Genomic DNA, 25,944 nt, shown 5'->3' with positions numbered 1-25,944 from the left:
GTGCCCACCCCCAGACGGCTCCGTCTCGCCGTGTCCGCGCTGGTGACCGTATCGGCCGTGTTGCTCGGCTCCGGCGCCGCCGCGGCGCCGCCCGCGCCGGCCGCGAACCGGTCCTGCGACCCGATCGACCCGGCGGCCTGCCTGCTGCCGTTCCCCAACGACTACTTCACCGTGCCGGACCGCAGCACGCCGACCGGCAAGCGGGTGCGGTTCGCCGCCTCCGCGATGCCGGCGAACGTGCTCGGCGTGCCGATCGACCCGGCGGAGTGGAACCGGCAGGACGGGTTCAGCCCCGGCTCGCCGATCCTGGCGCGCGTACCCGGTCTCGACGCCACGCGGACCCGGATCGCGCCGGTCACCGACGTCGCGCGCTCGCTGGCGCCGGACGCGCCGATCGTGCTGCTCGACGCCCGCACCGGGCGGCGTACGCCGTACTGGGCCGAACTGGACGCGCACGCCGCCGGCAACCCGGACCGGCAGGTGCTGATCATCCGGCCGGCGGTCGCGCTGACCGAGGGCGCCCGGTACGTCGTCGGCCTGCGCGGCATGCGCGACGGCGACGGCGCGCTGATCCCGGCCCCGAAGGCGTTCCGCAGTTACGTGACCGGCGCGGGCCTGGACCGGCGTGACCCGCGCGCGCCTCAGATGAAACGGATCCTCGCCGACCTGAGCCGGGCCGGCGTCAAGCGGCACAGCCTCTACCTGGCCTGGGACTTCACCGTCGCGAGCCGGCACGGTCTGACCGGGCGGATGCTGGCGGTCCGGGACGGCGCGTTCGCCGCGCTCGGCCGCCGCGCTCCCTCGTTCACCGTCAGCCAGGTCACCGACTACACGCCCGAGCAGGACCCGCTGATCGCCCGGCAGGTGACCGGCACCGTCGCCGTGCCGTCCTACCTGACCGGTGACGGGGGACCGGGCTCCCGGCTGCACTACGGTCCGCCCGGCGGCGACGGCACGCCGCCGACGCCGAACGCGCTGCCCACACCGTCCGGCACGACGGTGGCGGCCGACTTCGTCTGCAACATCCCGCGCAGCGCGTCCGCCACGAAGCCAGCCCACCTGTCGCTCTACGGCCACGGTCTGCTCGGCCGGCCCACCGAGATCAACGCCGGCAACGTCAAGACGATGTCGCAGACGTACGACTTCACCTTCTGCGCGACCAGCTGGATCGGCATGGCGGCGGCCGACGTCCCGTACGTGGCGGGCGCCTTCACCGACCTCAGCGCCTTCCCGGCGGTGGCCGACCGGCTCCAGCAGAGCTTCCTGAACTTCCTCTTCCTCGGCCGGACGATGATCCATCGCAACGGGTTCGCCGCCCACCCGGCGTTCCGCGACGCCGCCGGACGGCCGCTGATCGACGTGGCCGGCGGGCTGCACTACGACGGCAACAGCCAGGGCGGCATCAACGGCGGCGCGCTGACCGCCATCGCTCAGGACTGGACCCGCTCGGTGCTCGGCGTGCCCGCGATGAACTACTCCACGCTGCTGCAGCGCAGCGTCGACTTCGCCCCGTTCCAGACCGTCCTGGACGGCTACTACCCGGACAAGATCGATCAGCAGCTCGTCTTCGGGTTGTTGCAGATGCTGTGGGACCGGTCCGAGGCCAACGGGTACGCCCAGCACATGACCGACCGGCCGCTGCCGCGTACCCCGGCGCACCGGGTCCTGATGCACGTGGCCTTCGCCGACCAGCAGGTCTCCACCGCGGCGGCGGAGGTGCAGGCCCGCACCATCGGCGCCCGCCTGCACACTCCGGCGCTCGCCGACGGCTGGTCACCGGACGTGCGCCCGTTCTGGGGCATCGCGCCGATCCGCAGGTACCCGTACGCGGGCTCGGCCATGGTGGTCTGGAACAGCGGCGCGGCGTACGCGCCACCGCCGACGAACCTCGCCCCGGCCGGACCGGAGTACGGCGAGGACTCGCACGAGTTCCCCCGCGCGCAGCCCGGCGCGCAGCGGCAGAAGGCCGTCTTCCTGCTCACCGGCAAGGTGATCGACGTCTGCCCGGGCCGGCCCTGCCCGTGACGTCCGGACCGGGCGTGCGATGGCGCACGCCCGGTCCGCCGCCGGGGGAGTGGCGCCACCGGCAGCGGCGCGCGGCGTCTGATCGCTGACAGGTGAATCAGCGATTGGATATCCCGCGTCTTTACGGCCAGATCCCGAACAAGACCTCATTATCCGGCTCTTCTCCGCAGTAGGAACTGTCTCCGATAAGGCGCCGATTCCACATGAGACGGACATGTCCCTCCAGCCCGTGATTGCGGCACGGGTGGATGAGGCCGGCCGGCACGGGCTCCTGGGCGAGAAGTCAACCCCGTGGATCAGGGCAATTTTGAGGACTTCTTCCTCTTGTTTTTCCCCACTCCTTTCCTTTGGTCGACGCGCTTATCGCGCGCCCCGATCCGGATGCGGAAGCCATTTCCGCAGGTCGCGTGGAGTGTCGTGAGCATACTGATCTTGGCTGCCCCGATTGGCGGCCCTGATTGGCGTGATCGGCGGGCAACGCAGAGCGACGCCTGGTGTTATGCTGCGCTCCGGGGGAGGTAGTCTGGATGATGTCATCGGCTATCAGACGGGCCTTGGCCAGGAGTTTGAGGCCCGTACACGACGGCGTTTATTCCACTCGTCAATATGTGCGGCGAGGACGGCATAGGCGGGGCGGATGACGCCCGCCGACGCGCTTCTTGGCTGAAGCGCACCATCTGTCACGGGCATGGCGCAGCGGGGCACGTAGGCCGCCGTACGCGCGTTCGCCCGCGTTTTCCCTGCGGTAAGGCGCGCCGCTGTGTATGCCGTGATGGCCTACGGCCTGCGCTTTTGCGCGCTCCCTGCCGGGCGGGGCGCTGCTCCGGGTCGACTGTCGGGTAAGTGGCGCGCAATTATCCGACAGTGGCAGAGCTGCGTTCACCTGCAGTTATGAAAATCGTTCCCGCCTGTCGGAGAGTTGGCGCGCGGTGCGTTGCTTGCGCCTCCTGGGAAAACCGAGTTACACAAACTTTATCAACGATCAGGGTTGACACTCGCCGATGAACGCCGGGATGCTGGTGCCGCCGCCGTCCTGGTAGTCGGCGGGACGAACGCGGATCCTTTCGCGAAGTCCAGAACGTGCTTTCCGGACTATTAACGTGGTGCGAACGCAGCATTAATCATGCATTCGTGCCGGACCTGCTGTGCCTTTACCGGACGTCAGAAGGAATCGGATCGTGGGCATTTCCCTGCCAGGACGAGGCGATGCGGCCGACCCAGTGCGACAGTCGGCCGGGTCCGCCGGTCGCGCTGGTCAACCGCCGAAACCCGGCACCCTGGTCGACCGGTTCCGTGCGGTCCTTCTCGACCGTCCGGACGGCGTGACCTATCGGTTCCTGGCCGACGGCGAGAACGACGAGGTCGCCATTTCCAACGCCGACATGGATCGGCGGGCCCGGGCCATCGCCGCCACGTTGCGAGAGCGCGTGAACGAGGGCGAGCGGGCGCTCATCGTCTGCCCGCCGGGCCTGGACTACCTCGCCGCGTTCCTGGGCTGCCTCTACGCCCGGGTGATCGCCGTACCGGTGTATCCGCCGAACCCGGTGCTGCTCAAGCGGACCCTGCCCCGGCTGATCGGCGTGATCCAGGACGCCCGTCCCGCTGTCGTGCTCGCGCCGGCGGAGATCACCGCGATGGCCGGCCAGATCACCGCGCTGGCGCCCGCGCTGGGCTCGCTCGTCTGGCAGGCCGTCGACCGGATCGACCCGGCCGTGGCCGACGGGTGGCGCGAGCCCGGCCTCGGCGGTGACGACGTGGCGTTCCTCCAGTACACGTCCGGCTCCACCGGGCGGCCGAAGGGCGTGGTGCTCAGCCACGCCAACCTGCTGGCCAACCTCGAGGTGACGAACCAGCGTTTCATCACCGACGTCGAGACCACCCGGCTGGTGAGCTGGCTGCCGCCGTACCACGACATGGGGCTGATCGGCGCCATGCTGCAGCCGCTCTACGCCGGGTTCCCGGCGACCTTCATGTCACCGACGTCGTTCCTCAAGCGCCCGCTCCGCTGGCTGCAGGCCATCTCCACCTACCGGGCCACGCTCAGCGGCAGCCCCAACTTCGGTTACGAGCTGTGCCTGGCGAAGACCACCGCGGACGAACGCGCGGCGCTGGACCTGAGCAGCTGGCGGCTGGCGTTCAGCGGGGCCGAGCCGGTCCGGGCCGAGACCATCGACCGGTTCGTGGCGGCCTTCGGGCCCAGCGGGTTCCGCCGCGAGGCCTTCTACCCCTGCTACGGCCTGGCCGAGGCGGCGCTGTTCGTCGCCGGCGGGCTGGCCGGCACCGAACCGGCAGTACGCCGGGTGCGTGCCGCCGACCTCGCCGACAACCGGGCGGTCGAGGCCGGCCCGGACGAGGAGAGCCGGACGCTCGTCAGCTGCGGAACGGCGGCCGCCGGGCACGAGCTGGTCATCGTCGACCCCGCTACCTGCGAGCGGCTCCCGGCCGGCCGGGTCGGCGAGATCTGGTTCGGTGGCGGCAGCGTCGCCCAGGGCTACTGGGGACGCCCGCAGGAGAGCGAGGAGACCTTCCGGGCCCGGCTCGCCGGCAGCGGCGACGGCCCGTTCCTGCGCACCGGCGACCTGGGCTTCCTGACCGACGACGGGGAGCTGTTCGTCACCGGCCGGCACAAGGACCTGATCATCATCGCCGGGCGGAACCACTACCCGAGCGACATCGAGGTGACGGTCGAGCAGAGCGATCCGACGCTGCGGCCGGGCTGCGGCGTGGCCTGTTCGGTGGAGGTCGACGGCGAGGAGCGGCTCGTCGTCATCCAGGAGGTCGGCGGCAGCCGCGCCCGGCTCGACGCCGAGCGCGTCGTCACGGCGATCCGCGGCGCGGTCGCCCAGGAGCACGGCCTCCAGGTGCACGACGTGGTCCTGATCAAGCAGGGCAGCATCCCGAAGACCTCCAGCGGAAAGCTGCAACGGCGGGCCGCCCGGCAGTCCTTCCTCACCGGCGACCTCACGGTGCTGGCGAGCTGGAGCGCGGCCGACCCGGAACACGTCACCGGCGGTGCGGGCAGCACGCCGGCACCGGCCGTGGCCGCGCCCGGTCGCGCCGAGGTCGAGCAGCGCCTCGTGGCGGAGCTGGCCGCCCGGCTGGGGATCAGCCCGCAGGCGGTGGACCCCACCCGGCCCGTCGCCACGTACGGGCTGCAGTCGGTGGAGATGGTCGGGCTCGTGGGCGAACTGGAGACGTGGCTGGGCCGTGCCCTGTCCGCGACCCTGATCTGGGAGTACCCGACCATCGAGGCGCTGGCCGCCCACCTCGGCGACCCGGCCACCGGCTCCGAACCCGCCGCGCCGGTCGAGCCCGCGGCGCAGGCCGATCCGGCCGCGACCACGGCGACCGGCGCCGAGGCGACCGCGGGCCACGCGGACGCGACCGACGAGGCCGTCGCCGTCATCGGCATCGGCTGCCGCCTCCCCGGCGGCGTCGACGGACCGGAGAGTTTCTGGCGCCTGCTGACCGAAGGACGCGACGCGGTCCGCGAGGTGCCCGCCGACCGGTGGGACGCCGACGAGCTGCACACCGACGACGCGACGACGCCCGGAAGGACGACCACCCGCTGGGGCGGCTTCCTGGACCGGATCGACCAGTTCGACCCGCACTTCTTCGGCATCGCCGCCCACGAGGCCGCCCGGATGGACCCGCAGCAGCGGCTTCTCGCCGAGGTGACCTGGGAGGCGCTGGAGGACGCCGGACTGGCCGCCGACGATCTGGCCGGCTCCCCGACCGGCGTCTTCATCGGCATCGCCACCAGCGACTACGCCCAGCTCACCCTCGCCGACCTCGACCGGGTCGACGCGTACACCGGCACCGGCAATGCGTTCAGCATCGCGGCGAACCGCCTGTCGTACCTGTTCGACCTGCGCGGCCCGAGCATCGCCGTCGACACCGCCTGCTCCTCCTCGCTGGTCGCGGTGCACCAGGCCGTCACCAGCCTGAGCCGGGGAGACTGCACGCTGGCCGTCGCCGGCGGGGTCAACGTGGTCCTGTCACCCGCGCTGGCGATCAACTTCAGCAAGGCCGGCGCGATGGCGGGCGACGGTCGCTGCAAGACCTTCGACGCCCGGGCCGACGGCTACGTCCGCGCCGAGGGCGCCGGCGTGGTGATCCTCAAGCCGCTGTCCCGGGCGCTCGCCGACCAGGACCCGATCTACGGGGTGATCCTCGGCGGGGCGGTCAACCAGGACGGCCGGACCAACGGGCTGATGGCGCCGAACCCGCACGCCCAGGAGGCGGTGCTGCGCAGCGCGTACGAGCGGGCCGGCGTGGCGCCGGAACAGGTCGGCTACGTCGAGGCGCACGGCACCGGCACGCTGCTCGGCGACCCGATCGAGGCCAAGGCGCTCGCCGCCGTGGTCTGCGCCGACCGCGATCCGGCGCGGCCCCTGCTCATCGGATCGGTCAAGTCCAACCTCGGCCACCTGGAGGCCGCCGCCGGGATCGCCGGCCTGATCAAGGCCGCGCTGGTCCTGCGGCACCGGCAGATCCCGCCGACCCTGCACTACCGGCAGCCCAACCCGCACATCCCGTTCGCGCAGCTCGCGCTCCAGGTGGCCGACACCGGCCAGCCGTGGCCGGACGGGTACGCGCGGGCCGTCGCCGGAGTCAGCTCGTTCGGCTTCGGCGGCACCAACGCGCACCTGGTCCTCGCCGAGGCGCCCCGGTCCGACCGGCACGCCCTCGCCGAAACGGCCGCCGCGCCCGGCGACCTCCGCCTCAACGGCAGCGCGCCCGCCGGAGGCGTCCCGGCGGACCCGGCCCGGCTGCTGACCATCTCGGCCCGTACCCCCGAGGGGCTCGGTGAACTCGCCCGGCGGTACGCGGCGAAGCTGGCCCCGCCCGGCGAAGGCGCGGACCTCGCCGCCGTCTGCGCCGCCGCCGCCGTGCGCCGCACCCACCACGAGCACCGGCTGGCCTGCGTCGGTGACTCGCCCGAGCAGGTACGGGACGCGCTCGTCGCGTACGCGGCCGGCACGGAACGGCCCGGGCTGTCGTGGGGCGCCCGGCGCGTCTCCCGGCGCCCGAAGCCCGTCTTCGTGTTCTCCGGCCAGGGGCCCCGGTGGTGGCCGATCACCGAGGACCTGCTCGCCGAGCCGGCGTTCCGCGACACGTTCGCGCAGTGCGACCGGGCGCTGCGGCAGTACGTCGACTTCTCCCTGCTCGACCTGGTCACCGGCCGGGACGACGCGAGTCTGCTGGACGACCCGGCGGTCGCCCAGCCCGCGCTGACCGCCGTGCAGATCGCCCTGGCCGCGCTCTGGCGCTCCTGGGGCGTCGAGCCGGCCGCCGTGGTCGGGCACAGCGTCGGCGAGGTGGCCGCCGCCCAGGTCGCGGGCGCGCTCGGCATCGCCGACGCGATGCGGGTCGCCCGCCAGCGGGGCCGGGTCATCCGCGCCGCCATCGGCAACGGGCGGATGGCGGTGCTCGGCCTCCCGCTCGACCGGACCGAGCAGTTGCTCGCCGAGCGGCGGCCGGGCGCCGTCTCGGTCGCCGCCACCAACGGACCGGAGTCCACTGTGCTCTCCGGCGACGGCGCGGCTCTGGCCGCCCTCGCCGAGACGCTGACGGCCGAGGGGACGTTCTGCCGGATGCTCGAATCGGTCGACTACGCCTCGCACAGCCCACAGATGGAACCGCTGCGCGCCGAGCTCGGCGCGCTGCTCGACGGGCTCACCCCGGGGCCCGCCGCCGTGCCGATGCTCTCCACGGTCACCGCCGGGCCGATCGACGGCGCCGCGCTCGACGCCGCGTACTGGGCCGACAACCTGCGCCGGCCGGTGCTGTTCGACACCGCCGTCACCCGGCTGGTCGACGCCGGGCACGACGTGTTCGTGGAGATCTCCCCGCATCCCATGCTCGGCGGCCCGGTCACCGAACGCATCGCCCGCCAGCAGCGCGACGGCGTCGTCGTCGCCTCGCTGCGCCGCGACGAGCCGAGCCGGGCCACGGTCCTCGGTGAGCTGGGCCGCCTCTGGACCGCCGGCTGCCCGGTCGACTGGCGCCGGATGTACGGGCCGGTCGTGCCGATGGCCGCGCTGCCGGCGTACCCGTGGCAGCGGGAACGGCACTGGATCACCGACGAGTACCCCCGGACGCGGCGCACCGCCCACCGCGGGCACCCGGTGCTGGAGACGTACGTCCGGTCCGCCGCCGAACCGGGCGGACACCACTTCGGCGTCCGGCTCGACCTGGCCGGGTTCGGCTACCTGCGGGACCACGTCGTCGAGGACAGCCCGGTGCTGCCGGCCAGCCTGCTTCTCGACGCGGCGCTGGCGGCGACCCGGCGGCTCCTCGACGATCCGGCCGCGGTGGTCGAGCGGATCGAACTGACCCGGGTCACCCTCGTCGAGGAGCTGGCCGAGGCGGACACCGTCCAACTCGTCCTGCTCCCGGAGACCGCCACCGGCGGCACGCTGCGGATCTACAGCCGCGGACCGGACGACGCCTGGAACGAGGTGGCGCACGGCCGGTACGGCGCCGCGCAGCCGTTCCCGGCCGGCGCCGTCGAGCCGCTGACCACGGTCCGCTCGCGCTGCGGCGAGCAGCGGGACAGCGCCGAGCACTACGCCCGGCTGGCCCGGTCCGGCCTGCGCTACGGCCCCGCCTTCCAGGGCGTCGCCGCGCTCTGGCAGGGCGAGCGCGAGGCGGTCGCCGAACTGCGCGACCCGGCCGAGCTGACCGGCGACCGGGAGCCGTACCTGGTGCACCCCGCCCTGCTGGACAGCTGCCTGCAGGTGCTGGCGGCGGCCATGACCGGCGCCGACGACGGGACGTACCTGCCGGTGGGGGTGGAGCGTTTCGCCCTCGCCGCCGGCCCGGGCGTACCCCGGTGGGCGCACGCCACCGTGGGCGGGGCCGCCACCGACGGCCCGGAGATCGACGGCGCCCGGGTGGTGCTCTACGACGCGGCCGGCGACCCGGTGGGCGAGATCGCCGGCGTGCGGCTGCGCCGGCTGGCCGGCTCCGGCCCGGCCGACCCGGTCGGCGAGGCGCTGCTCGACCTGGCCTGGCAGGAGGCCACCGACGGGGCACAGACGCCGGAGACCGGCGGCTGGTGGCTGCTGCTCACCGGCGCCGACCCGGTCGGCGGCGACCTGCGGGCCGCGCTGTCCGGCCGGGGCGTGGACACGGTGACCGTCGCACCCGGTGACGCCTACCGGCAGGTTGCCCCGGACCGGTACGAGGTCGACCCGGCCCGGCCGGCGGACTTCGTGACGCTCCTGACCGACCTGCGTGCCGCCCGGCCGGAGCCGTGCGCCGGAGTGGTACACGCGTGGAGCCTCGACGCGCGCCTCACCGAGCAGAGCCCGGCCGACCTGCCGGACACCCCACTCGACCGGCTCGAACTGCTCGGTCCGGTCGCCGTCACGCATCTGGTGCGGGCGCTCACCGAGGTCGGCGGCCGGTCACCCCGGCTGGTGCTGGCCACCCGGGGCGCGCAGGTGGTCGCCGCCGACGCGGGCGCGCCGGACCCGGCCCAGGGCGGCCTCTGGGGACTGGCCCGGGTGGTCGCGCTGGAACACGCCGAGCTGCGCCCCACGATCGTCGACCTCGACCCGGCCGACGGGCGGCACGGCGTTCCCGGCCTGGTCGACGAACTGCTGCACCGGCCCGGTGGCGAGCAGGTCGCGCTGCGCGGCGGCCGGCGCTACGTGCCCCGGCTGGTCCCGTGGCGCGCGCCCACGGCCACGCCGGCGCGTCCGCACCCGTTCGACCGGTCCGCCGCCGACGGCAACTACCGGCTGCTGTCGGTGCAGGGACACCTGGGCAGCCTGACGCCGGTGCTCTCCGCACGCGTGCCGCCCGGCCCCGGCCAGGTGCAGATCGAGGTGGCCGCCGCCGGACTCAACTTCAACGACGTGCTCAAGGCGATGGAGATCTGCCCCGGCGTACCCCCGGGCATCGTGCCGCTGGGCGGCGAGTGCGCCGGCCGGGTCACCGCGCTCGGCGCCGGCGTCACCGGCCTGAGCGTCGGCGACGCGGTGATGGCGGTGGCCCCGTCCAGCATGGCCGCGTACACCACCACCCGGGCCGAGCTGGTCGCCCCCGTCCCCGGCGGGCTCACCGACGAGCAGGCCGCCGCGCTGCCGATCGCGTTCCTCACCGTGGTGTACGGCCTGGAGTACCTGGCCCACCTCGGCGAGGGCGACACCCTCCTGATCCACTCGGCCACCGGCGGCGTCGGCCTGGCCGCGCTGCAGGTGGCCCGCCGCAACGGCGCCGAGGTGCTGGCCACCGCCGGCAGTGAGGAGAAGCGGGAACTGCTGCGCCGCCTCGGCGTCAAGCACGTGATGGACTCCCGGTCGCTGCGTTTCGCCGACGAGGTGCTGGCCCTCACCGACGGCCGGGGCGTGGACGTCGTGCTCAACTCGCTCACCGGCGAGGCGCTCACCCGCAGCCTCGGCCTGCTCGCGCCGAACGGGCGGTTCGTCGAGATCGGCAAGCAGGACATCTACGCCAACAGCCACCTCGGCCTGCGGGCGTTGCGGCACAACCGCTCGTTCCTCGCCGTCGACCTGGAACGCGCCTTCGCCGAGCGGCCGAAGCTGATCGCCCGCCTCTTCGCCGAGGTGCTGCGCGGCTTCGACAGCGGCGAGTTCACCGCCCTCCCGGTGACCACCTACGACTACGCCGACGCGGCGGCGGCGTTCGGTCTCATGGCGCAGGCCCGGCACACCGGCAAGATCGTGCTGCGGCCCGGTGGGCACGAGGTGGCCGCCGTACCGCCGGGGGAGGTCCCGGTCCGGCCGGCCGCCACGTACCTGATCACCGGTGGTCTCGGCGCTCTCGGCCTGGAGACCGCCCGCTGGCTGGCCGGTCGCGGCGCGCGGCACCTGGCGCTGCTCGGCCGCAGCCGGCCCTCGGCGTACGCCGGGCAGGTCCTCGACGAGCTGCGCGGGCAGGGCGTCGACGTCCAGGTCCGGCAGGCCGACATCGCCCGCCACGAGGACGTCACGGCGGTGCTGGCGGACCTCGACCGGACGATGCCGCCGCTGGCCGGCGTCGTGCACGCCGCCGGTGTGCTGGACGACGGGCTGATGCTGCAGCTCGACCGGGCCCGGTTCCGGGCCGTGGCCGCGCCCAAGGTGGACGGCGCCTGGCATCTGCACCGGGCCACCCTGGACCGGCACCTCGACTTCTTCGTCCTCTACTCCTCGGCCGCCGCGCTGCTCGGCTCACCGGGCCAGGCCAACTACGCCGCCGCGAACGCGTTCCTGGACACGCTCGCGCAGCGGCGCCGGGCGCAGGGACGGGCCGCGCTGAGCGTCAACTGGGGCCCCTGGTCCGGGTCCGGCCTGGCGGCCCGCCCGGACCGTGGCGGCCAGCTCGCCGGGCAGGGCATCGTCGGCATCGACCCACGCGACGGCATCGAGGCGCTGGACCGGCTGATGCGGACCCCGGCGGCGCAGGCGGCCGTCCTGCCGCTGGACCTCGACCGGCTCCGCGCGGCCGAGGCCGGCGGGCTCGTGCCCGCGCTGCTGGCCGACCTGGTCGCGGTGGACACCCCGCGCACGGCCGAGGGCCGGGCGCGCTCCGGCGAGGTACGCCGGCGGTTGCTCACCGTCGAGCCGGGCCGCCGCCGGCGCGCCCTGCTCACCGGGCACGTCGCCGGTGAGGTGGCCCGGGTGCTCAAGGTGGACGCCGACCGGGTCGACGTCACCTCGCCGCTGGCGAACATGGGCTTCGACTCGCTGATGTCGCTGGAGCTGCGCAAGCGGCTGGAGACGTCGCTCGACGTCGAACTGTCCGCCACGCTCGCGTGGCGCTTCCCGACCATCGACGCGCTCGTACCGCACCTCGCCGAGCGGATGGACGTGGCGCTGGAGGCCGGGCCGGACACCGACGTCTCCCCGGCGGGGACCGGCCCGGCGACCGCGCCCGGCGCCACACCGGCCGCCGGGACCGACGACCCGGCCACCGACCTGGAGCAGCTCTCCGACGACGACGTCGAGGCGCTCCTGCTGGCCAAGCTCAACCAGATCGAGGAAGGGCGTCAGGGATGACCACGACCGGGCAGCAGGCGCAGGCGCCGAACTCCACGCTCAAGCGCGCCTACCTGCAGATGGAGCGGATGCAGCGGCAGCTCGCCGAGTACGAGCGCGGCCGGACCGAGCCCGTCGCGGTCGTCGGCATGGGGCTGCGCTTCCCCGGCGGCGCGGTCGACGCGGAGAGCTTCTGGCGGATCCTGCGCGACGGCGTCGACGCGGTCGCGGAGATCCCGGCCGACCGCTGGCCGGTCGACGAGTTCTACGACGAGCAACCGCAGCAGCCCGGCAAGATGCGGACCCGCTGGGGCGGCTTCCTGGACCGCGTCGACCACTTCGACTACGAGTTCTTCGGCATCTCCCGGCGCGAGGCGCTGGCCATGGACCCGCAGCAGCGGCTCGCCCTGGAGGTGTCCTGGGAGGCGCTGGAGAACGCCGGGAAGGCGCCGACCGCGCTGGCCGGCAGCCGTACCGGGGTGTTCCTCGGCGTGTGCAGCAACGACTTCGCCACCGAGAACTTCCCCGGGCTGGAGGACATCACCGCCTACGCCAGCACCGGCACCGCGCACAGCGTGGTGACCGGGCGGATCTCGTACGTCTTCGACTTCCGCGGCCCGAGCGTGGCGGTGGACACTGCCTGCTCCTCCTCGCTGGTGTCGGTGCACATGGCGGTGCAGAGCCTGCGGTCCGGCGAGTGCGACCTGGCCCTCGGCGGCGGGGTGAACGTCGTCCTGTCGCCGCTGCCCAGCGTGGCCTTCTCCCAGTTCCCCGGCATGGTCGCCCCGGACGGCCGGTGCAAGACCTTCGACGCCCGCGCCAACGGCTACGTCCGCAGCGAGGGCTGCGGCATCGTCGTGCTCAAGCGTCTGACCGACGCGGTACGCGACGGCGACCAGGTGCTCGCGGTGATCCGCGGCGGCGCGGTCAACCAGGACGGTCGCAGCTCCGGGGTGACCGCCCCGAACGGGGTGGCGCAGCGCGACGTGCTGCGCCGGGCGCTCGCGGCTAGCGGCGTCGCCGCCGAGCAGGTCTCCTACATCGAGGCGCACGGCACCGGCACCACGCTCGGCGACCCGATCGAGGTCGAGGCGCTGGCCGAGGTGTACGGCCGGGAGGAGGGCGCACCGGTCTACCTGGGGTCGTCGAAGACGAACGTCGGCCATGCCGAGGCCGCCTCCGGCATCGTCGGGCTGATCAAGGTGGTGCTCGCCCTGCACAAGGGCGCGATCCCGCCGAACGTGCACTTCACCGAGCTGAATCCGCACATCTCCTTCGCCGGCACCACGTTCGCGGTGCCGACCGAGTTGAGCGATTGGCCGGCGGTCGCCGAGCGGCCGGTGGCCGGGGTGAGCAGCTTCGGGTTCAGCGGCACCAACGCCCACCTGATCGTGCAGGCCGCGCCCGAGCCGCCGGCCGTACCGTCGGAACCGGCGGTGGAGCGGCCCCGTTCGGTGCTGCCGCTGTCGGCCCGGACGCCGGACGGGCTGCTGGAGCTGGCCCGGCGCTACCAGCAGCGGCTGTCCGCCGGCCCGGGCGCGGCGCTGGCCGACGTCTGCTTCTCGGCCGGCACCGGACGGGCCCACTTCCCGCACCGGCTGGCCGCCGTCGGCGCGTCCGCCCGGGAGGTCGCCGACCAGCTCGCCGACTTCGTCGACGGGCTGCCCGGCGACCTGCCGGTGGTGGGCGAGGCCGGCAGCGACGACGTGGTCTTCCTCTTCACCGGGCAGGGCCCGCAGCGCGTCGGCATGGCCCGCGCCCTCTATCAGACGCAGCCCACCTTCCGGCAGGCCGTCGACCGCTGCGACGAGATCCTGCGGCCGCTGCTGGACGTCCCGCTGCTGGACGTGATCTACCCGGCCGACCCGGACTCCGACCTGGTCTACCGCACGACCTACTCGCAGCCGGCGCTGTTCGCGGTGCAGTACGCCATGGCGCAGATGTGGCGCTCCTGGGGCGTCGAGCCGGTGGCGGTGCTCGGGCACAGCTTCGGCGAGTACGTGGCCGCCTGCGTGGCCGGCATGATGAGCCTGGAGGACGGGCTGCGGCTGGTCGTCGAACGCGGCCGGCTGATGTGGGAGCTGAACGACAACGGCGCGATGGTGGCCGTCTTCGCCCCCGAGGCCGAGGTCGCCGAGGTGCTCGCCGGGTACGCCGACCGGGTGTCCGTCGCCGCGGTCAACGGCCCCGGCACCACCTCCATCTCCGGTGAGCGGGAGGCGCTGGCGCGGATCTGCGCCGAGTTCGACAGGCGCGGGGTGAAGACCAAGCAGTTGCACATCACCACCTCGTCGCACTCGCCGCTGATCGAGCCGATCCTGCCGGGCCTGCGCGCGGCGGCCGACGCGGTGACGTTCACCCCGCCGCGCGTCCCGCTCGTGGCGAACCTGACCGGTGAGCTGTGGCCGTGGGACAGCGCCCCGGACGCCGACTACTGGTGCCGGCACGCCCGCCAGCCGGTGCGCTTCGCGGCCAGCATCGACACGCTGCGCGAGCTGGGCTACCGCACCTTCGTCGAGATGGGACCCGCGCCGACGCTGCTCGGCATGATCAGCGACAACCTGCCGGCGGGGGAGGCCCTGCTGGCGCCGAGCCTGCGGCCCAAGCACGACGACTGGGCGGTGCTGCTGCACACCGTCGCCCGGCTCTACACCGCCGGCGTGGACCTGGACTGGGCCGGTTTCGACCGGGACTACCGGCGGGCCCGGGTGCCGCTGCCCACCTACCCGTTCGAGAAGACGCACTGCTGGCAGGAGCCGCGCCGCACGCAGCGGCAGCAGCAGCGGCACACCGGATCGTCCACCGTGGACGACACCGGCGAGGACGGCGCCGCCGCGTACGCCGACGACGACCTGCTCTACCGGCTCGACTGGCAACCGGTCGACGCGCCCGCGCCGGCTCCCGACCCGGAAGCAACCCCGGCCCGGACCTGGCTGGTGCTCACCGACGGGACCGGGGTCGGCGCCGGGTTCGCCGACGCCGTCGCCGTCCGGGGCGAGCGGGTGGTACGGGTGTCGCCGGGTCCGGCGTACCGCGTCGACGGCGCGCGGGCCGAGGTGCGCCTGGACGGCCCGGCGGACCTGAGCCGGCTGGTGGACGAGCTGGCACTCGACGGCGGCGAGCTTCAGGTGCTGCACCTGTGGAGCCTCGACGACACCGACCCGGACGGCGCGGCGGACGCCGCCGCGCTGCTGCGGGCCACCGAGCGGGGCAGCCTCAGCGCGGTCCACACCGCGCAGGCCCTGGCCCGGGCGCGGGGCCCGGAGACGGTACGGCTCTGGCTGGTCACCCGCGGCGCGGTACGGTCGGCCGACGCCCCGGGCGGCCCGGTGTCGCTCGCGGTGGCCCAGTCGGCCCTGTGGGGTCTGGGCCGGTCGTTGCAGCAGGAGCACTCGGCGCTCTGGGGCGGCCTGATCGACCTCGACCCGGCCGCCGATCCGGCCACGCTGGCCGCGCGTCTGGTGGGGGAGCTGACCGCCCGCGACGCCGAGGACCAGGTCGCGTTGCACGGCGACCGGCGCTACGTGGCCCGGCTCGTCCGCCAGGCGGTGCCCGAGGCCGACGCCGCCGACGGGCCGTGGCGGCCCGACGCGAGCTACCTGATCACCGGCGGCCTCGGCGGCATCGGCCTGGAGGTGGCCCGGTCGATGGTGCGGGCCGGCGCGCGGCGGCTGGTGCTGCTCGGCCGCACCGTGCTGCCGCCCCGCGCCGAGTGGGCCGGCCTGCCCGCCGACCATCCGGCGGCGGCACGTGTCGCCGGGGTGCGCGAGCTGGAGGCGCTCGGGGCCGCCGTGCACGTCGCCTCCGTCGACGTCGCCGACGAGGAGGCGGTACGGGCGTTCCTGACCGGCTACGACCGGGAGGGCCGGCCGCCGATCCGGGGCGTCGTGCACGCCGCCGGCACCGGTGAGGTGGCCCCGCTGATGGAGCTGACCCGGGCCGACCTGGAACGCCCGCTGCTGCCCAAGGCCGTCGGCGCCTGGGTGCTGCACCGCCTGTTCGCCGGCCGGGAGCTGGACTTCTTCATCCTGTTCTCCTCGACCAGCTCGCTGCTCAGCTCGCCGTTCGTGGCCGGGTACGCGGCGGCCAACGCCTTCCTCGACGCGCTGGCGGCGCAGCGCCGCGCCGCCGGACTGCCCGGTCTGAGCGTCAACTGGGGTATCTGGGAAGGGGTCGGCCTGGCCAACCGGGGTGCCGACGCCACCCCCGGGCTCAGCAAGGGCATGGGCACGCTGCGGCCCGGCCAGGCGCTGCGGGTCTTCCACCGGCTGCTGCGCCACGACGAGCCGCAGATCGCCGTGGTCCCGGTCGACTGGACCGAGTGGGGGCGCCGCTACCAGGAGGTCTCCGGTTCGGCCCTGCTCGCCCCGCTGCTGCGCGGCGACGGCCCCGCCCGGCCCGCCCGGCGTACGGCCCGGACCAGCCTGCTGCCCAGCCGCGCGCAACTGCTGGCCCTGCCGGCCGACCGGCGCGCCGAGACGCTCACCGGGCAACTGGTGCTCGCCGTCGCGGCCACCCTCGGCTCCGCGACGGCGTCGGTCGGGCTGGACCAGCCGCTGTTCGACCTGGGCCTGGACTCGCTCATGGCGGTGGAGCTGAAGAACGAGATCGAACGCCAGCTCGGCGTCTCGCTGTCCATCGCGGTGTTCCTGGAGGGCGCCACCCTGCGCACCCTCACCGAGCAGATCGTCAGCCGGCTGCCGGCCGGTGCGGACGACGGCGGCGCCGACACGGCGGCCATCGGGCGGGTCGAGCGGTTCGAGGACGTCGCCTCGGAGCTGCTCGCCGAGCTGGAGGGCCTCTCCGACGAGCAGGCGCGGGCCGTACTGGGCCAGGAGGCGTGAGATGACCGACCTCGACGCACGGCTCGCCGCGCTCTCCCCGGAGAAACGGGCGCTGTTCGAGAAGCTGCTGCGCGAGCGGGGCCAGGCGCGGCCCGCCCGGCGGGAGAACGTCTTCCCGATCTCCGTGATGCAGCAGGGCATCTGGTTTTTGGAGCAGCTCCGGCCCGGCAACCCGGCGTACCTGATCCCGGCGGCGGTGCGCATCCGCGGCCCGCTGGACACCGCCCTGCTGCGGCAGGCGGTCGACGGGATCGTCGCCCGGCACGAGTCGCTGCGGACCACGTTCGAGCTGCGTGACGGGCGGCCGGTGCAGGTGGTCCACCCGGCGCTCGCGATCCCGCTGGCCGAGACCGACCTGCGCGGCACGCCGGCCGGCGGCGACGAGCTGGAGGCGCGGATCGTGGCCGCGCTGCGCGAGCCGTTCGACATCACCACCGGCCCGCTGCTGCGGCTTGCCCTGCTCCGGCTCGGTGACGACGACTGCGTGCTCGGCGTGGCGATGCACCACCTCGTCTCCGACGGCTGGTCCGTCGGGGTGCTGCTGGGTGAACTCTCCACCCGGTACGCCGCGCTGGCCACCGGCGACCGGCCGGCGCTGTCCGAGCTGAGTGTCCAGTACGGCGACTACGCCGCCTGGCAGCAGGACTGGCTGCGCGGGGAGGACCTGTCGGCGGACCTGGCCCACTGGCGGGAGCACCTCGCCGGGGCGCCGGCCGTGCTCGACCTGCCGACCGACCGGCCCCGCCCGCCGGTGCAGGGCTTCCAGGGCGCCTCCCACCCGTTCACGTTGCCCGAGCCGGTGCTCACCGCGCTCGGCGCGCTCGGCAAGCAGCACGGCGCGACCACGTACATGGCGCTGCTGGCCGCCTTCGGCGTGCTGCTGCGCCGCTACAGCGGGCAGGACGACGTGGTGGTCGGCGTGCCGATGGCCAACCGGAACCGGGCCGAGGTCGAACCGCTCATCGGGTTCTTCGTCAACACCCTGCCGGTCCGCGTGGACCTGACCGGCAACCCGACCTTCACCGAACTGCTGGGCCGGGTCCGGGACGCCTGCCTCGGCGCGTACGCCCACCAGCGGGTGCCGTTCGAGAAGGTGGTGGAGGCGCTGAAGCCGGCCCGTGACCTCAGCCGGCCGCCGATCTTCCAGGTGGGGCTCTCCTACCAGAGCGACCCGCTGCCCACGCTGGCCCTGGCCGGGGTGGAGTTCGAACGGCTGCCGCTGCGCGCCCAGGGCGCCCGCTTCGACCTGGAGCTGCAGCTGTTCAACGACGCCGGTGGGGTCAGCGGCTGGTTCGAGTACGACCGCGACCTGTTCGAACCCGCCACCATGGCCCGGATGGCCGGGCACTACCGGCGGATCGTCGAGCTGGCCGTCGCCGGCCCGCACACGGCTGTCGACGAACTGCCGTTGCTGGACGCCGACGAGCGGGACGCGGTGCTGGCGCTGTCCCGGGGCGAGGCGCGGCGGTGGCCCGGCGCGGGCTGGGCGCACGAGCAGATCGCCGAGCGGGCCCGGCGTACGCCGGAACTGCCGGCGGTGCGGTTCGCCGGCCGCACCGTCGGCTACGGGGAGCTGCTGCACCGGGCCAACGTGCTGGCCCGGCGGCTGCGTGCCGCCGGGGTCGGCCCCGGCGTGCGGGTCGGCCTGGTGCTGGAACGCTCGGTGGAGCTGGTGGTCGGCCTGCTGGCGATCTGGCAGGCCGGCGGCGCGTACGTGCCCGTCGACCCGGGCCTGCCGGCCGGGCGGGTGGCGCTGATGCTCGACGACGCGGACCCGGCGGTGGTGCTCACCCAGCGGCGGCTCGGCGAGAAGCTGTCCTGGGACGGGCCGCTGTGGTTCGCCGACGAGCTGCTCACCGACGACGTGCCCGCGGACGCCGCCGACGACCGGCCCACCCCGGTACGCGGCACCGACGTCGCCTACGTCATCTACACCTCCGGGTCGACCGGCCGGCCCAAGGGCGTGCCGAACACGTTCGCCGGCCTCCGCAACCGGCTGCTGTGGATGCAGGACGCCTACGGCCTCGGCCCCGGCGACCGGGTGCTGCAGAAGACGCCGTACTCGTTCGACGTCTCGGTCTGGGAGTTCTTCTGGCCGTTGATGACCGGCGCGACGCTCGTCGTGGCCCGCCCGGACGGGCACCGCGACGGCGCCTACCTGGTCGACACGATCCGCTCCGAACAGGTCACCACCGTGCACTTCGTGCCCTCCATGCTCCAGGCGTTCCTGCGCGAGCCCGACGTCGAGCGGTGCGTGAGCCTGCGCCGGGTGATCTGCAGTGGCGAGGCGCTTCCCCGCGACCTGCAGGACCGCTTCTTCACCCGGTCCGCCGCCGAGCTGCACAACCTGTACGGCCCGACCGAGGCGGCGATCGACGTCACCGCCTGGGCCTGCCGCCGCGACGACCCCCGGCCGGTGCCGATCGGGCGGCCGATCGCGAACACCCAGGTGTACGTGCTGGACCACCATCTGCAGCCGGTGCCGGTGGGTGTGCCGGGCGAGCTGCACATCGGCGGGGTCAACGTGGCGCTCGGCTACCTGAACCGGCCCGAGCTGACCGCCGAACGGTTCGTCGCCGACCCGTTCGCCACGCCGGCGGCGGCCGGCGGCACGGCCGTCACCGGCGACCGCGACGACGACCGGCCGCCCGCCCGGCTCTACAAGACCGGTGACCTGGGCCGGATCCGTGCCGACGGAGCGATCGAGTACCTGGGCCGCCTCGACCACCAGGTGAAGCTGCGCGGCTTCCGGATCGAGCTGGGCGAGATCGAGGCGGCGCTGACCGCCTGCCCCGGCGTCACCGAGGCGGTGGTGGTGGCGCGTGCGCACGGCGGCGACACCCGGCTGGTGGCGTACCTGGCCGGGCCGGCCGTGCCGGCCACCGGTGAGCTGATCAGCCGGTTGAAGGAACGGCTTCCCGACTACATGGTGCCGGCGGTCTTCACCACGCTGGACGCCCTGCCGCTGACCCCGAACGGCAAGGTGGACCGGTCGGCCCTGCCCGAACCCGACCTGGCCCGCCCGGAGCTGCGCAGCCCGTACGTGGCGCCGCGCGACGAGCTGGAGCGGACCGTCGCCGGCATCTGGCGGGAGCTGCTCGGCGTGGAGCAGGTCGGGGTGGACGACAACTTCTTCGAGCTGGGCGGCCACTCCCTGCTGATGGCCGAGGCCCGCCTGCGGCTCGTCGCGGCGGCCGGCCGGGACGTGACGCTCGTCGAGCTGTTCCAGTTCCCGACCGTCGCCGCGCTCGCCGGTTACCTCAACCGGCCCGGCGCGGACGGCGACGGCCTGGGCGACGCCCAGGAACGGGCGGCCACCCGCCGGCAGTCACTGAGTCGACGTCGCCGCCGCTCGTCGGCCGCGCAGGCATGAACGGTAGGTGAGACAGATGTCAGACGACGTCGAGAACCTCGACCAGATAGCCGTCATCGGCATGGCGGGGCGCTTCCCCGGCGCGGCCGACGTGGACGAGTTCTGGGCGAACCTCACGGCCGGCCGGGAGGGGATCGCCCGCCTGTCCGACGAGGAGCTGCGCGCCGACGGCGTCGACCCGCAGGTGGCCGCGCGGGACGACTACGTGCCGGCCAAGGGCGTCCTGGCCGACGCGGACCGCTTCGACGCGGGCTTCTTCGGCTACCACCCCCGCGAGGCCGAGGTCCTCGACCCGCAGCACCGGGTCTTCCTGGAGTGCGTGTGGACGGCGCTGGAGTCGGCCGGCCACGACCCGAAGACCTTCGACGGGCGCATCGGCGTCTTCGCCGGGTCGAGCCTGAACTCGTACCTGCTGTTCAACCTGCTCGCCAACGAGCAGGCGGTGGACGCGGCCGGCAGCTACCAGACGCTGATCTCCAGCGACAAGGACTTCCTGGCCACCCGGGTGTCGTACAAGCTGAACCTGACCGGGCCGAGCATGACCGTGCAGACGGCCTGCTCCACCTCGCTGACCGCGGTGCACCTGGCGGCCCAGAGCCTGCTCAACGGCGAGTGCGACCTGGCCCTGGCCGGCGGCGTGTCGGTGAGCGTGCCGCTGCGCGGCGGCTACCGCTACGAACAGGGCGGCATCCTCTCCCCGGACGGGCACTGCCGGCCCTTCGACGCGCAGGCGCAGGGCACCGTCGCCGGCAACGGCGTGGGCGTGGTGGTGCTGCGGCGGTTGACCGACGCCCACGCGGCCGGGGACACAGTGGACGCGGTCATCCTCGGCACCGCGGTGAACAACGACGGCTCGCTGAAGGTCGGCTACACCGCGCCGAGCGTGGACGGGCAGGCCCGCGTCGTCGCCGAGGCGCTCGCCGTGGCCGACGTGGACCCGGACAGCATCGGCTACGTCGAGACCCACGGCACCGGCACCGCCCTCGGCGACCCGATCGAGATCACCGCGCTGACCCGCGCGTACCGCAAGCACACCGACCGGGTGGGCTACTGCGCGATCGGCTCGGTGAAGAGCAACGTCGGGCACCTCGACGCCGCGGCCGGGGTGACCAGCCTGATCAAGGCGGTGCTGGCGCTGCGCCACGAGGCGATCCCGGCGACCCTGCACCACACCCGGGCCAACCCCGAGCTGGCGTTGCCGACCAGCCCGTTCTTCGTCAACACCGAGCTGCGGCAGTGGCCCCGGCGGGAGACGCCGCGCCGGGCCGGGGTCAGCTCGTTCGGCATCGGCGGCAGCAACGTGCACGTGATCCTGCAGGAGGCGCCGGCCCCGGCCGCGTCGGCCGCCGCGCCGCCCGCCGCACCGGCCGTAGCCCGGGTGCTGCCGCTGTCGGCCCGGTCCGCGCCGGCGCTGGCCGCCGTGGCCGGCCGGCTCGCCGACCACCTGGCCGCCCACCCCGACCTGGACCTGGACGACGTGGCGTACACGCTGGCCGCCCGCCGCCGGGCCTTCGAGCACCGTACGGCGGTGACCGGCCGGGACAGCGCCGAACTGGTCGCCGCGCTGCGGCGGGCCGCCGACGCCGGCACGGGCACGCCTGCCGGACGGGACGCGCCGGTGGCGTTCCTCTTCCCCGGCCAGGGCGCGCAGTACGTGGGCATGACGCGGGGCCTGTATCGCAGCGAGCCAGTGTTCGCCGCCGAGCTGGACCGCTGCGCCGACCTGTTCGCCGGTCATCTGGGCGAAGACCTGCGGGTGCCGCTGTTCGCCGCCGACGACGAGACCGGCGACGCGGCGCTGGCGCTGGCGCGTACCGCTGTCACGCAGCCGGTGCTGTTCGCGGTGGAGTACGCGCTGGCCCGCCTGTGGATGTCGTGGGGCGTCCGCCCGGCGGCGATGGTCGGGCACAGCGTCGGCGAGTACGTGGCCGCCTGCCTGGCCGGGGTGTTCTCCCTCGAGGACGCGGTGGCGCTGGTCGCCACGCGGGGGCGCCTGGTGCAGTCGATGCCGGCCGGGTCGATGCTCGCGGTGTTCCTGCCCGAGGCGGAGGTGACCGGCCGGCTGACCGGCGGGCTGTGCGTCGCGGCGGTGAACTCCACCGGCCTGTGCGTGGTGGCCGGCCCGACCGCCGAGGTCGACGCGCTGGCGCAGCGGCTCGCGGCGGACGGGGTGGCGTGCCGCCGGCTGCGCACCTCGCACGCCTTCCACTCACCCAGCATGGACGCGGCTGTCGCGCCGTTCGTCGACGCGGTCCGCCGGGTCGCCCTGCGCCCGCCCGCCACCCCGTTCGTCTCCAACGTCACAGGCGCCTGGATCACCGACGAGCAGGCCACCGACCCGGAGTACTGGGGACGACACCTGCGCGCGCCGGTGCGTTTCGCCGACGCCCTGGACGTGCTGCTCGCCGACGAGGAGCTGGTGCTGCTGGAGGTCGGTCCGGGGCAGACGCTGCGCAACTTCGTCCGCCAGCACCGCGCCTGGCACGAGCGGCGGACGGTGGCCGGATCGGTGCGGCACCCGGACGAGCCGCGCGACGACCAGGAGTACCTGCTGGCGGGGCTGGGTGAACTCTGGGCCGCCGGGGCGCCGGTGGACTGGGCCGCCCGCGCCGGGGACACGCCGCGGCGGCTGCTGCGCCTGCCCACGTACCCGTTCCAGCGCCAGCGCTACTGGATCGAGCCGCGGCCCGGCCCGGCCCGGCCCGCGCCGGTCGCGGCGACCGGGCCGGACGCGCAGTGGTTCCACGTGCCCGGCTGGCGGCGGCTCACCGCGCCGGCCGCCGGGACCGCCGACGGGGCGACCTGGGTGGTGCTCGGCGCCGAGCTGCCGCTGGGCGTGGCGCTGGCCGGGCGGCTGGCCGACGACGGCGCGACAGTGCTGCGGGTCAGCGCCGGCGACGAGCTGCGGGAGACCGGCGAGCGGGCCTGGTCGCTGGACCCGGCCAGCCGGGACCAGCACGCCGCCCTGCTCAAGTCGCTGGAGGTGGACGCCGGCCGGACGATCCGGGTGGTGCACCTGTGGAGCCTGACCGTGGAGCCGGGCGACGGCCCGGATCCGGACCGGATCGACAGCGCCCGGCGGGTCGGGTTCGACAGCCTGCTGGCCCTGGCCCAGGCGATCGGGGACGTGCAGCCCGCCGGCCCGGTGGAGATCGACGTGCTCAGCCGGGGCCTGTTCGCGGTGACCGGCGAGGAGAACCTGCAGCCGGAGAACGCCCCGCTGCTCGGCGCCACCACGGTCATCCCGCAGGAGGTCCCGGACGTCACCTGCCGCGTGCTGGACCTGACCGCCGCCGACCCGGCGCCCGGCCCCACGACCGTGCTGGCCCGGCTGACCGCGCCCACCGCCGACCGGGAACTGGCGCTGCGCGGCCGGCACTGGTGGGTACGCGACTTCGAGGCCCGTCCCGCCGACGCCGCCGGCGGGACGGGCGGCCGGCTGCGGCCCGGCGGCGTCTACCTGATCACCGGCGGTCTCGGCGGGGTCGGGCTGGCGCTGGCCGAGCAGATCGCCCGCTCGGTCGACGCCCCCGTGCTCGGGCTGCTGCACCGCTCGGCGTTCCCCGACTCGACGCGGTGGCCGGACTGGCTGGCCGAGCACGGCGAGCAGGACGACACCAGCCGGCGGATCCGCGGCGTGCAGCGGCTGCGGGAACTGGGCGCGCGGGTGCTGGTGCTGCACGCCGACGTCACCGACCGGGCCGCCCTGTCCGACGCGGTCGGACGGCTGCGCGCCGAAGGCGGTGGCCTGCACGGTGTCGTCCACGCCGCCGGCCTGCCGTCGCGGGGACTGATCGCGGTCAAGTCCGGCCGGGACGTGACCGACGTGCTGGCCGCCAAGACCGTCGGCACGCTGCACCTGGACGCCGTCTGCGACGCCGACGGACTGGACTTCCTGCTGCTCTGCTCGTCGCTGACCGCGTTGCTCGGCGGGCCGGGGCAGAGCGACTACTGCGCGGCGAACGCCTTCCTGGACGTCTACGCCCAGTGGCGGCGAGCCACCACCGGGGCGCCGGTCGCGGCTGTCGCCTGGGACACCTGGCGCAACACCGGCATGGCCGCCGGCCTGGTCGAGCGGCTGCACGGCGGCGCCGCGCTGACCGGGCACCCGCTGCTGCAACGCCTGGTCTCCTCGACCGGCACGTCCCGGACGTACGCCACCACGCTCAGCACGGCCGACAGCTGGATCGTCGACGAGCACCGGATCATGGGCCACGGCCTCGTTCCCGGCACCACGTACCTGGAGCTGGTCCACGCGGCGGTGGCCGACCGGGCGGCCGGCCGGGTGGTGGAGCTGAACGACGTGCTGTTCCTGATGCCGGTGATCGTGCCGGACGGTCGGAGCCGCGAGCTGTTCACCACGGTGCAGGAGCGCGACGGGCAGCTCCGGTTCAGCGTGCAGAGCCGCGTCGACGGGGAGGCCGGCCGCTGGCAGGAGCACGCGAGCGGCACCGTGGCCTTCCACGAGCGGCCGGCGGACACGGCCCGGGACCTGGACCGGCTGCGCCGCGACTGCGCCGTCACCGAGGTGATCGACACCGAGGACGAACTGAAGCGGCGGCTGAAGCTCGACCGGGTGGAGCAGGGCGGCCGGTTGCAGTTCTCGTTCGGCCCGCGCTGGCGGTGCCTGCGCCGCATCGAGGCCGGCGAGCGGCGGCTGATGGTCACGCTCGAACTGGCCGAGGAGTTCGCCGCCGACCTGGAGCGCTACCCGCTGCACCCGGCGCTGCTGGACGTGGCCGGCGCGTCCGCACGGATCCGCGCGCGGGACGTGTTCTACCTGCCGTTCACCTACCGCAGCCTGCGGGTCTTCGCTCCGCTGACCCGGGTGGTCCACTGCCACGTCGAGGTGGACGAGGCCGGTGACTCCGGCGAGACGCTCACCGTCAGCATCGAGCTGATCTCCCCGCAGGGACAGCTGCTGGCCCGGATCACCGACTTCACCATCAAGCGGATCAACGACATCGACGGCCTGCTGGAACAGGTGCGCGACGGCGCGGTGACCGCCGCCGGCCCGGGCGCGGGCGAGGCGACGCCGGGCACCCTGCACGTGCTCAGCGAGGGAATGACCGCCGCCGACGGGATGGCCGCCTTCGACCGGCTGCTCGCCGCGCCCGAGCTGCCGGAGCACGTGGTGGTCACCGGCCGGGACCTTTCCGGGCTGCGCCGGCTCGCCGCCTCGATCACCCCCGCGCTGCTCGCCGGGGAGGTGGAGCAGATCGCCCCGCCCCGGGGCAGCCACCCCCGGCCCGATCTGGACACCCCGTACGTGGCGCCGGGCACCGAGGCCGAGCGGACGGTGGCGGAGATCTGGCAGGAGGTGCTCGGCCTGGACCGCGTCGGCGTGCACGACGACTTCTTCGCCCTCGGCGGACACTCGCTGGCCGCCGTGCAGATCGGCGCGAAGATCCGCGGCCGGTTCGGGGTGGAGCTGAACCTGCGGGGCTTCTTCGACAGCCCGACGGTGGCGCACACGGTGACCGTGCTGGCCGACCCCGGCGGGCCGGGGGATCGGGGCGCCGACCGGATCGAAGCGGTGAGCCGGGACGTGCCCGACGACGAACTGGCCGGCCTCGACGAGCTGTCCGACGAGGAGATCGAGGCACAGCTCGCCGCCCTGCTCGCCGAGGACGACGGCGGGGGACGGGCATGAGCCGGCCGCTTCCGCCCGCCCCGGCGCGTGCCCGCCGTACGCGAGCGCCGCACGTCC

At 74.5% G+C, this 25,944-nt stretch carries 4 protein-coding genes and 2 pseudogenes; all 6 read left to right on the top strand.

Annotated elements, in window-relative coordinates; genetic code table 11:
- The 6 genes and pseudogenes from PVK74_RS09730 (at position 1) to PVK74_RS09710 (ending at position 25,887) form a co-directional block, all read left to right on the top strand.
- The gene (locus PVK74_RS09730; RefSeq protein WP_274478884.1) at positions 1 to 2,025 is read left to right on the top strand and encodes a hypothetical protein; all 2,025 of its coding nucleotides are present in this window, start codon (positions 1 to 3) and stop codon (positions 2,023 to 2,025) included.
- A 1,322-nt stretch (positions 2,026 to 3,347) separates the two neighbouring features.
- The gene (locus tag PVK74_RS09725; RefSeq protein WP_274478883.1) at positions 3,348 to 12,038 is read left to right on the top strand and encodes a type I polyketide synthase; all 8,691 of its coding nucleotides are present in this window, start codon (positions 3,348 to 3,350) and stop codon (positions 12,036 to 12,038) included.
- On the top strand, positions 12,035 to 16,861 hold the full coding sequence (locus PVK74_RS09720; RefSeq protein ID WP_274478881.1) for a type I polyketide synthase: 4,827 nt from the start codon (positions 12,035 to 12,037) through the stop codon (positions 16,859 to 16,861). Before PVK74_RS09725 ends, PVK74_RS09720 begins: the two co-directional genes overlap by 4 nt.
- Before the next feature lies 1 nt (position 16,862).
- Positions 16,863 to 18,236: pseudogene (locus PVK74_RS31280) on the top strand (condensation domain-containing protein); the annotation flags it as partial.
- 60 nt (positions 18,237 to 18,296) lie between these two features.
- Positions 18,297 to 20,117 (top strand): annotated as a pseudogene (locus tag PVK74_RS31275) (amino acid adenylation domain-containing protein); the annotation flags it as partial.
- A gap of 133 nt (positions 20,118 to 20,250) precedes the next feature.
- Positions 20,251 to 25,887, top strand: a complete 5,637-nt coding sequence (locus PVK74_RS09710) for a type I polyketide synthase (RefSeq protein WP_274478877.1) — start codon at positions 20,251 to 20,253, stop codon at positions 25,885 to 25,887.
- Positions 25,888 to 25,944 lie beyond the last annotated feature (57 nt).

The organism is Micromonospora chalcea (assembly GCF_028768405.1).
Classification (GTDB): domain Bacteria; phylum Actinomycetota; class Actinomycetes; order Mycobacteriales; family Micromonosporaceae; genus Micromonospora; species Micromonospora chalcea.
The sequence above is the reverse complement of the archived record's forward strand: the minus strand, read 5'-3'. Positions and strand labels throughout refer to the sequence as shown.